General features: G+C 70.0%; 9 protein-coding genes. 7 read left to right on the top strand and 2 right to left on the bottom strand.

Going from position 1 to position 14989, the window contains the following annotated elements:
• Nucleotides 1-182 precede the first annotated feature (182 nt).
• The 4 genes from ACFYRX_RS29795 (at nucleotide 183) to ACFYRX_RS29780 (ending at nucleotide 10799) form a co-directional block, all read left to right on the top strand.
• Complete coding sequence (locus ACFYRX_RS29795; RefSeq protein WP_389106086.1) at nucleotides 183-5378, top strand: family 43 glycosylhydrolase; 5196 nt, start codon at nucleotides 183-185, stop codon at nucleotides 5376-5378.
• 244 nt (nucleotides 5379-5622) lie between these two features.
• A complete protein-coding gene (locus tag ACFYRX_RS29790; RefSeq protein ID WP_389106083.1) occupies nucleotides 5623-7275 on the top strand; it encodes a glycosyl hydrolase family 28-related protein in 1653 nt (550 codons plus the stop codon).
• Nucleotides 7272-8534 carry an alginate lyase family protein gene (locus ACFYRX_RS29785; protein ID WP_389106080.1) on the top strand — a complete coding sequence of 421 codons (1263 nt, stop codon included), beginning with the start codon at nucleotides 7272-7274 and terminating at the stop codon, nucleotides 8532-8534. The genes ACFYRX_RS29790 and ACFYRX_RS29785 overlap by 4 nt, the downstream gene beginning before the upstream one ends.
• Before the next feature lie 87 nt (nucleotides 8535-8621).
• Nucleotides 8622-10799, top strand: a complete 2178-nt coding sequence (locus ACFYRX_RS29780; RefSeq protein ID WP_389106283.1) for a hypothetical protein — start codon at nucleotides 8622-8624, stop codon at nucleotides 10797-10799.
• Nucleotides 10800-10812: 13 nt separating this feature from the next.
• On the opposite strand, the gene ACFYRX_RS29775 is transcribed toward ACFYRX_RS29780, so the two are convergent.
• Nucleotides 10813-11619, bottom strand: a complete 807-nt coding sequence (locus ACFYRX_RS29775) for an SAM-dependent methyltransferase (RefSeq protein WP_389106077.1) — start codon at nucleotides 11617-11619, stop codon at nucleotides 10813-10815.
• Nucleotides 11620-11664: 45 nt separating this feature from the next.
• On the opposite strand from ACFYRX_RS29775, the gene ACFYRX_RS29770 reads away from it, so the two are divergent.
• Nucleotides 11665-13101, top strand: coding sequence for a PP2C family protein-serine/threonine phosphatase (locus ACFYRX_RS29770; protein WP_389106074.1), 1437 nt, complete (start codon nucleotides 11665-11667; stop codon nucleotides 13099-13101).
• A gap of 1 nt (nucleotide 13102) precedes the next feature.
• On the opposite strand, the gene ACFYRX_RS29765 is transcribed toward ACFYRX_RS29770, so the two are convergent.
• Nucleotides 13103-13543, bottom strand: coding sequence for an ATP-binding protein (locus ACFYRX_RS29765; protein ID WP_389106071.1), 441 nt, complete (start codon nucleotides 13541-13543; stop codon nucleotides 13103-13105).
• Nucleotides 13544-13805: 262 nt separating this feature from the next.
• Between ACFYRX_RS29765 and ACFYRX_RS29760 the strand changes: the two genes are divergently transcribed.
• Nucleotides 13806-14681, top strand: coding sequence for a helix-turn-helix domain-containing protein (locus ACFYRX_RS29760; protein ID WP_389106069.1), 876 nt, complete (start codon nucleotides 13806-13808; stop codon nucleotides 14679-14681).
• Nucleotides 14678-14929 (top strand): DUF397 domain-containing protein, encoded by a 252-nt coding sequence (locus ACFYRX_RS29755; RefSeq protein ID WP_328744315.1) that lies wholly within the window; start codon nucleotides 14678-14680, stop codon nucleotides 14927-14929. The genes ACFYRX_RS29760 and ACFYRX_RS29755 overlap by 4 nt, the downstream gene beginning before the upstream one ends.
• The last annotated feature ends 60 nt before the right edge of the window (nucleotides 14930-14989 follow it).

Raw genomic sequence — 14989 nt, 5'->3', positions numbered from 1 at the left:
TGTCGGAGCATGCCGACTGTTGAGGACCGGGAGGCAGTGCGTTCGGCCAGTCGGACATCGTTCGAAACCTCTTGACGTCCCAGTACAACGCGATTGACACTCTCGCAACACGACGTCACACAGCCGAAACGGCAGGGTGCCCACGGTTGAGGCCCCGCCACGCCTCAGCAGGGAAAACCCACATGACGTACATCGCACGTCCGCGCACCCGCGCGAGACGCACGGCGGGCCGCCTCGCCGGTCTGACCGCCGCGTCACTGCTCCTGGGTCTCGCCGCCCCCATGGTCCCCGCGCAGGCTGCGGACACCGTGGACGTCGCCGATGGACTGGCCCTCTGGTACAAGTTCGACGGCGCTTCCGGCAGCACCGTCACCGACGCCTCCGGCAACGGCCGCGACGGCACGGTGAACGGGACCGCCGACTGGTCGGACCCCGGGCAGGGACTCGCCTTCAACGGCTCCGACACCTACGTCAAGGTGCCGGACGACGTCATGAAGGGCATGAACTCGATCACCGTCTCCACGGACGTGCTGATCGACTCCGCGCAGAGCACGCCGTACTTCGTCTACGGCTTCGGCAACTCCAGCGGGAGCAACGGCAACGGGTACCTGTTCACCACAGGCAACTCCCTGCGCACCTCGATCGCGACCGGCAACTGGTCGACCGAGCAGACCACCAAGCCCTCCGACGGGCACAACCTCACCCGCGCGGTGTGGAAGCAGCTGACCTACACCCAGACCGGCACCACGGGCGTGCTGTACGAGGACGGTGTCGAGGTCGGCCGCAACACGGCGGTCACGATCACTCCCGGCGCCATCGGCTCCGGCTCCACCACCGCCAACTACATAGGCAAGTCCGTCTACTCCGGTGACAAGCTCCTCAAGGGCCGCATCCGCGACTTCCGCGTCTACGACCGCGCCCTGAACACCTCGGAGGTCGAGCAGCTCTCCCTCCCGGTCGCCACGCAGGGCGTCACCGCCGACAAGGCCGCGCTGAGCCTCGGCGACACCGGCGCGGTGACTGCGGACCTGGACCTGCCGAAGACCGGGCCGGCCGGCGGCTCGGCCATCAGCTGGGCCAGCGACAACACGCAGGTGGTGTCCGACGCCGGGAAGGTGACGCGGCCGGCCGCCGGTGAGCCGAACGGGCACGCCACCCTCACGGCGACTCTCAGGAAGGGCACCGTCACCGACACCAAGTCCTTCGACGTCACGGTCCTGCCCGACTTCGACGACACGACGGCCACCGAGCAGGCCGCGCAGGCCCTCGCCGTCCGCAACCTCGACGACGTCCGCGGCAACCTCACCCTGCCCGCCCAGGGCGACTACGGCACGGACGTCACCTGGTCCTCCGCGACCCCGGACGTCGTCTCCGCCGACGGCGTCGTCCACCGCCCCGCGCACGGCGACGGCGCCATCACCGTGGACCTGACCGCCACCGTGACCAAGGGCGAGGCGAAGGCGACCCGCACGTTCACCGCGAAGGTCCCCGAACTCCCCGCGAAGCAGGCCCTCAAGGGCTACATGTTCAGCTACTTCACCGGCGAGGGCACCTCGGACGGCGAGCAGCTGTACTCGGCGCTCAGCAAGGGCGACGACCCGATGAAGTGGCGGGAGCTGAACGACGGCAAGCCGGTCCTGACCTCCACGCTCGGCGAGAAGGGCCTGCGCGACCCGTTCATCATCCGCTCCCCCGAGGGCGACAAGTTCTACCAGATCGCCACCGACCTGAGGATCTACGGCAACGGCGACTGGGACGCCTCCCAGCGCACCGGCAGCAAGTCCATCATGGTCTGGGAGTCCACCGACCTCGTCCACTGGACGAACCAGCGGCTGGTGAAGATCTCCCCCGACAGCGCGGGCAACACCTGGGCGCCGGAGGCGTTCTACGACGCGAAGCTCGGCGAGTACGTGGTCTTCTGGGCGTCGAAGCTGTACGACAACGAGGCGCACTCCGGCGACACGTACAACCGCATGATGTACGCGACCACCCGCGACTTCTACACGTTCAGCGAGCCCAAGGTGTGGGTGGACCGCGGCTACTCGGTCATCGACTCCACGATGATCCAGAACAACGGCACCTACTACCGCCTCTCGAAGGACGAGCGGAACAACACCTCCTCCACGCCCAACAGCAAGTTCATCTTCGAGGAGAAGAGCAACTCGATCCTCGACCTGAACTGGACGCCGGTCGCGGAAGGCATCGGCAAGGGCGCGATGAACGCCGCCGAGGGACCGCTGGTGTTCAAGTCGAACACCGAGGAGAAGTGGTACGCGTTCCTCGACGAGTTCGGCGGCCGCGGCTACATCCCCTTCGAGACCACCGACCTCGACTCCGGCACCTGGACCCCGGTCGCCGACTACGACCTGCCGGCCAAGCCTCGCCACGGCACCGTCCTGCCGGTCACCCAGGCCGAGTACGACCGCCTGCTGCACGCCTACCAGCCGGACCAGCTCGTCGAGAACGTCGAGAACGTCCAGGTGAAGACGCGGATCGGTGAGGCACCCGTGCTGCCGGCCACCGTCGTCGCCACCTACGCGGACGGCGTCAAGCGCCCCGTCGCCGTCACTTGGGACGAGGTCCCGGCGTCGAAGTACGCGCAGGCCGGCACCTTCACAGTCACTGGAAGCCTGCCCGACGGCGCCGCACTCCCGGTCCAGGCCGAGGTCACCGTGTCGCAGGAGGGCGCCGACGTCCCGGCCGACCTGCTGCTGCACTACGGCTTCGACGAGAGCGGCGGCAACATCGCCCGCGACTCCAGCGGACACGGCTACCACGGCACCTACGTCGGTACGCCCGACTTCGGCACCGGCGTCGAGGACGGCTCGTTCAAGATGTCCGGCGACTCGAACTCGCCGTACGTGAAGATCCCGAACGGTGTGCTGAAGAACGCCGACAGCGTGACCGTGTCGACGTACGCCAAGTGGAAGGGCGGCAGCAGCTTCCAGTGGCTGTTCGGGCTCGGCCCGGACAGCAACAAGTACCTGTTCGCCACGCCCTCCAACGGCGGCAACAGCCTCTACTCGGCCATCAGCAAGGCGAGTTGGTCGGCGGAGTCGAAGCTGACAGCCGGTTCACAGCTCACTCCCGGCGAGTGGCGGCACGTCACCGTCACCCTCGACGGGACGACCGGGTCGATGATTCTTTACGTCGACGGCGTCGAGGCGGCCCGCACGACCACCACCATCAAGCCGTCCGAGCTGTACGACGCGAACAAGGACTACAGCGGCTACATCGGCAGGTCCCTGTACGCGGGCGACCCGGCCTTCGGTGGCGAGGTCGACGACTTCCGCATCTACGACCGGGCCCTGACGCCCGCCGAGGTGATGGAGCTCAGCGGCAACACCGCGGGCATCGCCAAGGCCACGCACCCGGCGCTGAAGGTTGACGCGATCGTCGACAACGCGGACAGCAAGGTCACGCTGCCCATGAAGGAGGGCACCGATCTCACCGCGCTGGCACCGGAGTTCACCCTCGCGCACGGCGCGGCGATCAGCCCCGCCTCCGGCAGCGTGCAGGACTTCAGCAAGCCGGTGACGTACGAGGTGACCGGGTCCGACGGCAAGAAGCGCACCTGGACCGTGTCGGCGCTCGTCATGAGGAGCCCGGTCCTGCCGGGACTCAACGCCGACCCCAACATCGTCCGCTTCGGCGACACCTTCTACATCTACCCGACCACCGACGGCTTCGAGGGCTGGAGCGGTACGCAGTTCAAGGCGTACTCCTCCACCGACCTGGTCCACTGGAAGGACCACGGCGTCATCCTCGACCTCGGTCCCGACATCTCGTGGGCGGACAGCAGGGCCTGGGCGCCGACGATCGCCGAGAAGGACGGGAAGTACTACTTCTACTTCTGTGCCGACGCCAACATCGGTGTCGCGGTGTCCGACTCGCCGACCGGCCCGTTCAAGGACGCGCTGGGTCAACCGCTGCTCAAGGCGGGCCAGTTCAGCGGCCAGATGATCGACCCGGCCGTGTTCACGGACGACGACGGGCAGTCGTACCTCTACTGGGGCAACGGACATGCCTACGTGGCCCCGCTGAACGCCGACATGACCTCGCTCGACCTCACGAAGATGAAGGACATCACGCCCAGCGGTTACAACGAGGGCACCTTCGTCATCAAGCGGAACAGCACCTACTACCTCATGTGGTCGGAGAACGACACCCGCGACGAGAACTACCGCGTGGCCTACGCCACCGGCTCCTCCCCCACCGGTCCCTGGACCAAGCAGGGCGTGATCCTGGAGAAGGACCTCTCCCTGGGCATCAAGGGCCCCGGCCACCACTCGGTCGTCCATGTGCCGGGCACCGACGACTGGTACATCGCGTATCACCGGTTCGCCATCCCCGGCGGTGACGGCATGCACCGCGAAACGACCATCGACAAGATGGAGTTCGGCCCGGACGGCCTGATCAAGAAGGTCGTGCCCACCCTGACCGGCGTCGACCCGGTGAGCATCGTGCACGCCGGTGCGGACACCGGCGGCAAGGAGGGCGACGCGATCGCGCTGAAGGGCACGATCTCCGGTGCGGGCAGCCCGAAGTGGACCGCCGAGGCGGGAGCACCCTGCGCCTTCTCCGACGCCAGGGCAGCGGCCACGACGGTCACCTGCACCGACAACGGCACCTACACGCTCACCCTGACCGGCGGCCGCAGCAGTGACACGGCGACGGTCAAGGTGACCAACGTGGCGCCGGCCGTCGTCTCGGCCACGGGTCCGCAGTCCCCGGTGGCGGTCGGAAAGCGCTCGGTCGTCACGGCCGCGTTCACCGACCCGGGTACGAGTGACACCCACACCTGCGTGGTCGAATGGAAGGACGGGAGCGCGCCGCAGTCCGGCAAGGTCACCGCCTCCGGCTGCCGGGCCGAACACACGTACACCAAGGCCGGGATCCGCCGTCCGGTCATCACCGTCACCGACGACGACGGCGCCTCGGACAGCAGGACGCTGCCCGAGCTGATCGTCTACGACCGCTCGGCCGGGCCCGTGTTCGGCGCCGGCGTCATCGGTTCCCCGGCCGGCGCCTACCCCGCCAAGCCGGGCCAGACGGGCAAGGCCACCTTCTCCCTGGCGGCGGCCTACACGAAGGGAGCCGTCGCCCCCCTCGGCAAGGTCTCCTTCGACTTCGGGCCGGCCCGGCTGACCTTCCGCTCGACCGGCGCCGACTGGCTCGTGGTCACCGGCTCCCAGGCCGTCTACCAGGGATCCGGCACGGTCAACGGCAAGAGCGGGTACGCCTTCCGCGTCACCGCCACCGACGGACCGGACACCTTCCGCATCAAGATCTGGAAGAAGTCCGGCGGTGAGGTCGTCTACGACAACCTCGCTGGGTCGAAGATCACCGGGATCATCGCCTTCGGCAAGCGCCGGTAACCCAGGGCCCCACCCACAGGCCGAGCCCCGCCGACAGACATCCTGTCGGCGGGGCTCGCTCTTGTAGCCCGTTCACGGACGTGGCCAATTAACCTCTGCGCAACCTCTTTCGCGCGAAAGAGCCTCATGGCATGCTCACCGCTCAACGCACTTCTGAACGTCGTTCACATCCATGAAACTCGCATGGGAAGGGCGAACGGACATGAGTACTGCGCACACGGGCCCACTGGGTCCTCTGAATGTCATGGGCATGACCAGGCGAACCCTGATGGGAAGTGCTGTCGCCGTGGCAGCCGCCGCCGTCACCCCGCAGGCCGCCCAGGCGGCCGAAGTCCCCTCACTGTGGCGGGAGTTCAGCCGCACCCCCTTCACTCACCCGCAGATCCCGTACATCGGCAGGGCCGGCTGCCACGGCGGGGCGGCGCACTTCCCCCGCCGCCCCGTCGTCGCCGACGTACGCCGTTTCGGTGCCGTGGCGGACGGCACGACCGACTGCGCCCCCGCCATCAACCGTGCCATCGCCGCGGTCGGAAAGGCCGGTGGTGGCACGGTCACCGTCCCGCCGGGCACGTTCCGTATCGACGACGTCATCCGCCTGGACCGCTCGAACGTGGTCCTGAAGGGCGCCGGCAGCGGTCGTACGACCCTGTACGCGACGAAGAACCTCACCGATCTGATCGGGGTGTACGGCTCCCGCTACGGCGGGGACAAGTCGTCCTGGTCGTGGGCCGGGGGTCTCATCTGGCTGGCGCCCCGGGCCCGTTGGGAGTCGCTCGTCGCCGCGATCAGGGCCAGGGCGTGGCCCTTCGAGGGCTGGACGGGCAACCGGCGCGACGAGTGGCGGCCGCTCACGACGGTCGCCCCCGCACGGCAGGGCTCCTGGACGGTCACGGTCACCGACGCGTCGCCACTGCGTCCCGGCGCCCTGGTCCTCCTGCGGCTCTCCGACGACGCGGACCACACCCTTCTCGAGCACATGTGCGGCGGTGGCCCGGGACCCGAGGCCTACTTCTGGGACGACAAGACGAAACTGACGTCGTACGTCCCCTACGAGTGGCCGGTCCGCATCGCCCGCCTCCACGGTCGCAAGGTCACCCTGGAGCGCCCGCTCCCGCTCGACATACGCCCGGATTGGGCTCCACAACTGACCACACATGTCCCGGAGTTGACCGGCTCGGGGGTCGAAGGACTGACCCTGGAGGCGGTGCAGACCCCCCAGCAGCCGCATCTGCTGGACAAGGGCCACAACGGCGTCGTGCTCCAGTGCGCGTACGACTGCTGGGTGGACGATGTGACGGTCCGTCATGTCGACAACGGGTTCGGCCTGGTGGCCGCCTCCGCGTGCACCCTGCGCCGGACGCGCGTGGCGGGCCGCGGCTCCCATCACCCCTACTTCTGCCGCGAGGGCTCGCACGACAACCTCATCGAGGACTTCACGATCGAGCAGCGCACCATCCCGGCGCCCGCGAACACCCAGCTGCACGGGATCAACGTCGAGGGCCTGTCGTCGTACAACGTCTGGTCCCGCGGCGACATGCGGATGGGCACCTTCGACAGCCATCGCGGCCTGCCCTTCGCCAACGTCCGCACCGACATCACCGTGAACAACAACGGCCGCCACGGCGGTGACGCGAGCGCGGGCCCCCTGTTCGGCGCCCGGTTCACGCACTGGAACGTCCGGGTCACCAACGGCCGCGCGGGACTGGTGAGGATCGACGGCCTCGCGCCGTACTCCGCGACCGTCGGCATCGACGAGGTCACGGAGTTCGACCAGATCGACGTACCCGACTTCACGGGCGACCTGCACACACGCCTGGAGTCGTACGGCAGTCCGGGCGCGGTACGGCCACCCAACCTGTACGAGGCCCAGCGCAGGCTGAAGGGAGCCGTCCGATGAGCGCGCGGTCCCGCCTGTGCGTCCTCCTCACGGCACTGGCCGCCTTCACCACGGGGCTCTGCGCGCCCGTGGCGGCGGCGCAGACCCCGCCCCCGCACACGACGGTCCTGGACGGCGCACGCCTGCAGCGGACGAAAGCCCGGCTCGATCACGGTGATCCGCAACTGCGCAGAGCGGTGCGGGCGTTGACGGCCCGCGCCGACAAGTGGCTGGACCAGGGCCCCTGGACCGTCGTCGACAAACCCAGGCCCGCCCCCGGCGGCGACGTCCACGACTACCTCAGCCAGGCCCCGTACTGGTGGCCCTCCCAGCCACCGACCGCCGACAACCCCTGGGGCTGCCCCTACGTCCAGCGCGACGGCGAACGCAACCCCGAGGTCGACTCCGGCACCGACCGCCAGGACGTCGAGAAGACCTTCGACTCGGCCTACGACCTCACCCTCGCCTGGTACTACACCGGCCAGAAGCGATACGCCACGAAAGCCGGGCAGGTGCTGCGCACCTGGTTCCTCGACCCGGCGACGAGGATGAACCCCAACCTCGACCACGCGCAGTTCATCCCCTGCAAGTACGACGGCCGCGCGATCGGCATCATCGACTTCTCGCAGTCGTACACCAGCGTCCTCGACGCGCTCGCTCTGCTGGACACCGGCGCTCCGGGCTGGAGCGGGAAGGACCGCACCGGCATGACGGAGTGGAACACCGACTTCCTCGGCTGGCTCAAGGACAGCGACTTCGGCAAGCAGGAGGCGGCCGCCACCAACAACCACGGCACCTTCTACGACCTGCTGCTCGCCGGCCTCGCCCACGCGACCGGAGACACCGCACTGGCCCGCCGGACGGTTCTGGACGCCCGCAGCAGGCGGGTCGCGCCGCAGATCGCGCCCGACGGGAGCCAGCCCCAGGAGCTGACCCGCACCCGGAGCTGGCACTACTCGACCTTCGACCTGGTCGCCTACACCCGGCTCGCGGCCATCGGCCGGCACGTGGGCGTCGACCTGTGGGCGTACCGCGGTCCGGACGGGCAGAGCCTGTTCAAGGCGGTCGACTACCTGTTGCCCGCCGCGACCGGGTCCGTCGCGTGGCCGCACCCCGAGCTGGAGTTCCTCCGGTACGCGGCGACCGACGTCGTCCACGCGGCAGCCGACGCGGGTGACGCGCGGGCGCGGAGGGCTGTCGCGTCACTGGAGGCACCGCCCGGGTGCGACCTGTGGGCCCTGCGCCCGGCGGCGGAGCAGCTCGACTCCATCGCGGGGTGAGAGCCCCCGTCAGAGAGTCACGGACAGGTAGATCGCCCGGTCGAGCGGACAGGGGGCCGTTTGCGGCCCGCGCGGACCGAGGTGACCATGGAGGGCATCGAGAACCTGCGTGCCGTCGAGGACCGAAGGTGGATGCGGATCGCCGCCTTCGTCGTCGCCGTGCTCTGCACCGCGGTCGTCGCCCTGGCGGCCACGGCCCGGGCCACCGTGGTCTCACCGGCGTTCTACCAGTCGGTGCTCGACGAGGAGTCGGCCTACGACCGGCTCTACGACCAGGTTCTGGTCGATCCCGGGACGGCCTCCGTCACGCGCGGTCTCCTGGCCCGGCTACCGGTGCCCGAAGCCGTGATCACCTCCAACCTCAAACTGGTGCTGCCTCCGGAGACGGTCAGGGAACTCACCGACGCGCAGGTCGACGCCGTGGTCGGCTACCTCAACGGCGACCGGGACACCCTGGCCCTGAACGTCGACCTGCGACCGGTGCTGGCCAACCTCAACGACCTGGCGCAGACCTACTTCGGCGACCTAGTCTCCTCCGTGCAGCAGAAGGCGGAGCCGGACTTCGCGGCGTTCTCCACCGACCTCGAGGCCGCCCTCAGGAATGTTGTCGCCGGGCGCGTGCCCGCGGCGCTGCCCGCTCTGCCGCTCTCTGAGGAACAGGCCGCCACCGCGGCAGGGCGCATCCTAGACACGGTGCCCGAGCAGCAGCGGGCGGCGCTGCGCGACGACGTCGAAGTGGCCCTGGCCGACGGGGATGTCGCCACTGTGCTGGCCACCGTGGCGCCCGCTGTGGTGTCCCAGCAGACGCGGGACGCCGCCGCCCGGCTGCGCACGCTGGCCGGAGGCGACAGCTGGAACGTCACGCGAACGCTGGACGCCTCCGGCGACGATCCGGCCGCGCTGCACCGGGTGCGCGCCTACACCGCCACCGGGCTCGGTCTGGTCGAAGGCCTCGCCGCCGCGCTACTGATCGCCGCGCTCGCGTCACTGTGGGTCACCGGCCCCGCCTCGGCCGGCCGGAAGGCACTGCTGCTGGGCTGGTCGCTCGCCCTAGGTGGGTTTCTCACCGCGCTCGTCGCCGTGCTCGCGCGTCTGGTCAGCGACGGCCGGGTGATCAGCCCGCCCTCGAGCTGGGCCCCGAGCATCACCCGCCTCGTCGACGACCTTCAGCGCACAGCGCTCGACGACATGACCACGACGGCGCTCGCCACCGCGCTGGTTCCCCTGCTCGCCGGGGCTCTCCTGGTCGGGATCGGCTGGGCGCTTCAGGTACGGCCGCATCTACGCGTCCCTTCCTCGCGTCTGCGCCTTCTCGCGGTCGGCACCAGTGCCGCCGTCGTGGCCGGAGTGGTCCTGGTACCGCTCGCCGCGAGCCCCTCGGCGCCCCGCAGATGCCAGGGCAGTCCGCAGCTGTGCGACCGGCGCTACGACGAGGTCGCCTACCTGACCTCGCACAACGCCATGTCGACCACCGTCGACCGGTTCATCGGCCCGCTCCAGGACCCGGGCGTCACGGCACAGCTGGACGGCGGGGTGCGCGGCCTGCAGCTCGACACCTACCGCTGGGAGAGCCCCGACCAGATCACCGCCCGGCTGGCCGGCTCCGACTTCTCGCCCGAGCAGCGCACCCTGATCGACGCGGCCGTCAACAAGGTCAACCCGCCGCGCGAGGGCCTGTGGCTGTGCCACGCCGTGTGCCGCGCGGGGGCGATCCCCCTCGTGCCGACGCTGCGGGAGATCGGCGACTGGATGCGCGCCCACCCAACCGACGTGGTGACACTGATCGTCCAGGACGCGATCAGCGGTGAGGACACCGCCGAGGCGTTCCGACAGGCAGGTCTGACCGACCTGGTCCGCACCCCGGACCCTGATCCCGGCAAGGCGTGGCCGACACTGGGCGACATGATCGACAGTGGCCGTCGGCTCGTCGTCTTCGCGGAGCAGGCGGACGGCCCGGCCACGTGGTACCGCAACTTCTACCGGTACGGCATGGAGACGCCGTTCGCCTTCCGCAGCCCCGCCGAGATGAGCTGCGTTCCGCATCGGGGCGGCACCGGCAAGCGGCTCTTCCTGCTCAACCACTTCATCACGAACAGCGGTGGCAGCCGTCTGGACGCCGGCGAGGTCAACGCCAGCCGGTACGTGCTGGACCGCGTCCACCGCTGCGAGCGCGAACGCGGCCGTCCGGTGAACTTCGTCGCGGTCGACTACACGACCGTCGGCGACGCCCGCGGTGCGATCGACGCGCTCAACGCCGAGCGCTGAACGTGGAGTTGCGTCACCCGCTCTTGCGACCCACGCCCGCGTACACCCAGTACTCCGACGGGTTCTCCGGAACGTCCTCGTCCGGGCGCCACAGCGGGACGTGGACCAGGCCCGGTTCCGTGAGGTCGAAGCCGGTGAAGAGGTCCTGGATCTCGTCGTGGGAGCGGACGGTGACCGGTGAGGTGGCCCGGGAGCGGTACAGCTGGGTCACGGCGGCGGCCGTGTCCGGACGGTCCTCGTTGGTGGCGTGGGACAGGGCCAGCCAGCTGCCGTCGGGCAGGGCGTCCCGGAACGCGGCGACGATGCCGGCCGGGTTCTCCTCGGGTGCGACGAAGTGCAGGATCGCGACCATGAGGACGGCGACCGGTTGATCGAAGTCGATCAGCTTGCGCACCTGCGGCGAGGACAGGACGTCGGCCGGCCGCCGGATGTCGGCGTCGACGATGTCCGCGTACGGGTTGTCGGAGAGCAGGGAGGTGCTGTGGGCGATGGCCACCGGGTCCTTGTCGACGTAGACCACTCTGGCGCCCGGGCTCACCGTCTGCGCCACCTCGTGGACGTTGCCCTGTGTCGGGATGCCCGAACCGAGGTCGATGAACTGCCGGATCCCCTGCCCGGCCAGAAAGCGCACGGCCCGTCCGAGGAAGGCGCGGTTGGCCCGGGCCAGCATGCGCACCTGGGGGTCGATGGCGGTGACGGCGGCCACCGCCTCCCGGTCGATGGCGAAGTTGTGCTCCCCGCCCAGCACCGCGTCGTACATCCGGGCTACGCTCGCCTTGTCCGGATCGGCCCCAGGCGGCAGAGCATCCCTGTCGGTCACCAGAACGTCCTTCCGCACCAAGGTACTTGACGCCTCATCATATAGTTGCCGTCGACGCCTGGCGATCAGTTGTCCCCGCCGGGCGCCCGGACCCCCACCCGGAAAGGCACCACGACCCTGCGGAACGAACCGCACAGCCGCTCCGACGAGACCCCCACCGCCGTGCCCCCGCCCCGTCGGTCGGCCTTCTCCCCCGCGGCCGACGTCATCGGCTCGGAGCTCGACCTGGGGCTGACCGGCAGCCATGTCGTCCACGCGCTCACGCCCGGCTTCTGCGACGCGGCGTCCGTCTATCTGCTGGAGCGGTGGCGGCGCGAGGAGACCACCTACGCCGGCGCGGATCCCGCCCAGATCGAGGCGCGCCGGCTGGCGCTGCGCGTGGGCACGGACGCACCCGAGTCCTGGGCGGGCACCCTGCCGGTCGGTGAGGTGCTCGTCTTTCCCCGTGAGACGCCGTACGCCCGCGCGCTGGTCGACGGACACGCGCAGCTGCTCGACTCGGTCGACGATCACACGGCCGAGCGGCTCGCCGCCTCCGCCGGTGAGGACGCACGGGTCGGCGAGCTCCTCAAGACGCGTTCGTTCCTCGTGGTGCCGCTGCGGCTGCGGGGCGGGGCTATCGGCTTCGTCGCCTGCTCCCGCGGGCCTGACCGGGGGCCCTTCGTGACCGCGGAGGTCGCGGCCGTGGAGTCGCTGGCCGCGCGGGCCTCGGTCGCCCTGGACAACGCGCGCCGCTACGAGCACGAGCGCCGTACCGCGCTGGCCATCCGGGGCAGTCTGCTGCCGGGCACGATCCAGGAGGTCGAGGGGTGTCGCATCGCCCACGGATCCCTCCCCGCCGGACCGGGATCGATCATCGGCGGAGACTGGTTCGACGTGCTGAGACGGCCGGACGACCGGGTCAGTCTCATCGTCGGGGACGCCATGGGGCACGGTCCGGAGTCCGCGGTGGCGATGATCCAGCTGCGCACCGCCGTCCGCACCCTGGCGAGCCTCGACATCCCCGCCACCGATCTCGTACGACGGCTCGACGCACTCGCCAGTGACACCCCGGGCGCCTCCTTCGCGACCTGTATCTACGCCGAGTGGGACGCCCGGCGCGGCACCTGCACCCTCGTGGGCGCCGGTCACCCTCCCCCGCTGCTGCGCGGCCCGGACGGCCGGACCGCGCCGGTCACGCTGGTCGGCGCGGGCCTGCCGCTGGGACTGGGCGCGGGTGTCTACGAGCCGACCGTGCTGACCATCGACGCCCCGTCCTTGCTCGTGCTCTACAGCGACGGCCTGGTCGAGTCGAGGGAGGCCGACATAGACCAGGAGATCGCCCGGCTGGCCCGCGCCCTGGACACGGCCGCCGTCGAGCCCGCCGACGGCCAGGATCCACTGCCCGCTCTGTGCCGCCGGCTGCTGCACGCCCCCTCCGATCCGGCGAGCGCGGACGACCGCACGCTGCTGCTCGCCGAACTGACGCCCACCATGGGCTAGTTCAGGCCGACAGGTTCGCCCATACGGCGTTGCCGCCGGTGAGCCTTGACCGGTCCACCCCCCAGGAGTCCGCGAGCTGCTCCACGAGGAACAGTCCGCGTCCGCCCTCGTCGTCGAGGCCCGCCCGGCACTGGCGGAGCGTGGGGCCCGAGTCGTCGTGGTCGTGCACCTCCAGCCTCAGGACCCCGTCGGTCACCAGGCCGATGCCGCACAGGATGCGCACACTGAGGGTGTGGCACACGGCGTTGGTGGCCAGTTCGGACAGGAGCAGGACCGCGTCGGCGCACACCTCGCCCGGCAGACTCCAGGACCTGAGCCGGGTTCCGACGGAGCGACGGGCCACGCCGACGCTCGAGCGGTGCGCGGGAAGTTCGATCCAGTGGGTTCGCTCCGGGTCCGCGGCGTCTAACAGCTGGCGGGACGAAGTCGTCTGGGGGGACACGGTGTTGGCCTTCCGTGGGGGCGGCGGCGCGGCCGGGCGAGACGCATCGGGAGTCGGACGGTGCCAACGCACGGGAGGGTAGGGGCGGTTGGCGGACCCGTGCGCGCGTTCGGCGGCCCGGGTCACACAAGTAACTATGCTCGCACCCAAGTTCAACCTGCAACCAGCTCCCTGATAATTTCAAAAAGCCGATATCCGTCTGGTGGCGTCACCAAGCCACTGTCAGACTCGTGCCGGTGACAGACTCTCAGGAGGTCAGGACGTGAGCGAAGGCCGTACGGGCACGGGTGGCACCAGTGCCCCCACCGTTCTGCGCATGATCCTGGGCCGCCGTCTTCAGGAGCGGCGGCAGGACGCGGGAGCCTCTCTCGAGGACGCGGCCAGGGCGCTGCGGGTGACGTCGCTGACGATCCGCCGCCTGGAGAAGGCGGAGGTCGCGCTCAAGCCGCTGTACGTGGAGAAGCTGCTGGAGACGTACGGGGCTGACCGGCAGGAGATCGACGAATTCGTCGCGCTCGCCGAGCGGGCCAACGAGCCCGGCTGGTGGCACATGTACCGCAATGTGCTGCCGAACTGGTTCAGCGCCTACGTCAGCCTGGAGGCCGGTGCCAGGACGCTGCGCACCTACGAGCCCCACTACGTCACAGGCCTGCTGCAGACCCACGCCTACGCGCGGGGAGTGCTGCGCGGCGGCTTCCCCAACGAGGCCGACGCGGACCTCGGACACCGCGTCGACCTGCGGCTGCGCCGCCAGAGCCTGCTGGAGAGACCCGACGCGCCCACGCTGTGGGTGGTGATGGAAGAGGCCGTACTGCACCGCGTTGTCGGCGGCCCCGAGGTGATGCGGGAGCAGATCGAACGGCTCCTGGAGGCCGCGGAACTGGAGCATGTCAGCGTCGACGTCGTGCCGTTCACCGCCGGCGCCCACGTGGGGGCGTGCGCCCCGTTCACCTACTTCCGCTTCGAGGAACCGGAACTGCCGGACGTCGTCTACACGGAGGTCCTCTCCGGCGCGATGTACCTGGATCAGCGCTCCGACGTGTCGGCGCATCTCGAGGCGCACAACCGCATGTCCCTGCTGACCTCGGACACGGACAGCAAGGCGCTCCTTAATCGCATGCGCAAGGAGTACTCATGACCGGCACCGACTGTCACGTCTACAACGGGATGCCCGCCGCCGAACTCGGTGACCAGGGCTGGGAGTCGCCGTGGAGCGGCCCCAACGGGGGTCAGTGCGTGCAGACGAAGCTCCTGGCCGACGGCCGGGTGGCCATGCGGCAGTCGACCGATCCGGCCGGCCCCGCGCTGATCTACACCCCGCAGGAGATCGCCGCGTTCGTCGCGGGCGTCAAGCGGGGCCTCGCCGACCATCTGACGGCCGGCTGAGCCACGACCCGAACCGGACCTGCCCCGGCAGCGACCCGCCCGACACCCCCACGCACACCA

It is taken from the genome of Streptomyces sp. NPDC005374 (genome assembly GCF_042872225.1).
Classification (GTDB): domain Bacteria; phylum Actinomycetota; class Actinomycetes; order Streptomycetales; family Streptomycetaceae; genus Streptomyces.
This window is presented reverse-complemented; position numbering and strand designations above follow the sequence as displayed.

Excerpts from the sequence above, each read along its gene's own strand:
- ACFYRX_RS29755 (WP_328744315.1), top strand. The coding sequence starts at position 14,678 with ATGACCGGCACCGACTGTCACGTCTACAACGGGATGCCCGCCGCCGAA.
- ACFYRX_RS29795 (WP_389106086.1), top strand. The coding sequence starts at position 183 with ATGACGTACATCGCACGTCCGCGCACCCGCGCGAGACGCACGGCGGGC.
- ACFYRX_RS29785 (WP_389106080.1), top strand. The coding sequence starts at position 7,272 with ATGAGCGCGCGGTCCCGCCTGTGCGTCCTCCTCACGGCACTGGCCGCC.
- ACFYRX_RS29790 (WP_389106083.1), top strand. The coding sequence starts at position 5,623 with ATGGGCATGACCAGGCGAACCCTGATGGGAAGTGCTGTCGCCGTGGCA.
- ACFYRX_RS29780 (WP_389106283.1), top strand. The coding sequence starts at position 8,622 with ATGGAGGGCATCGAGAACCTGCGTGCCGTCGAGGACCGAAGGTGGATG.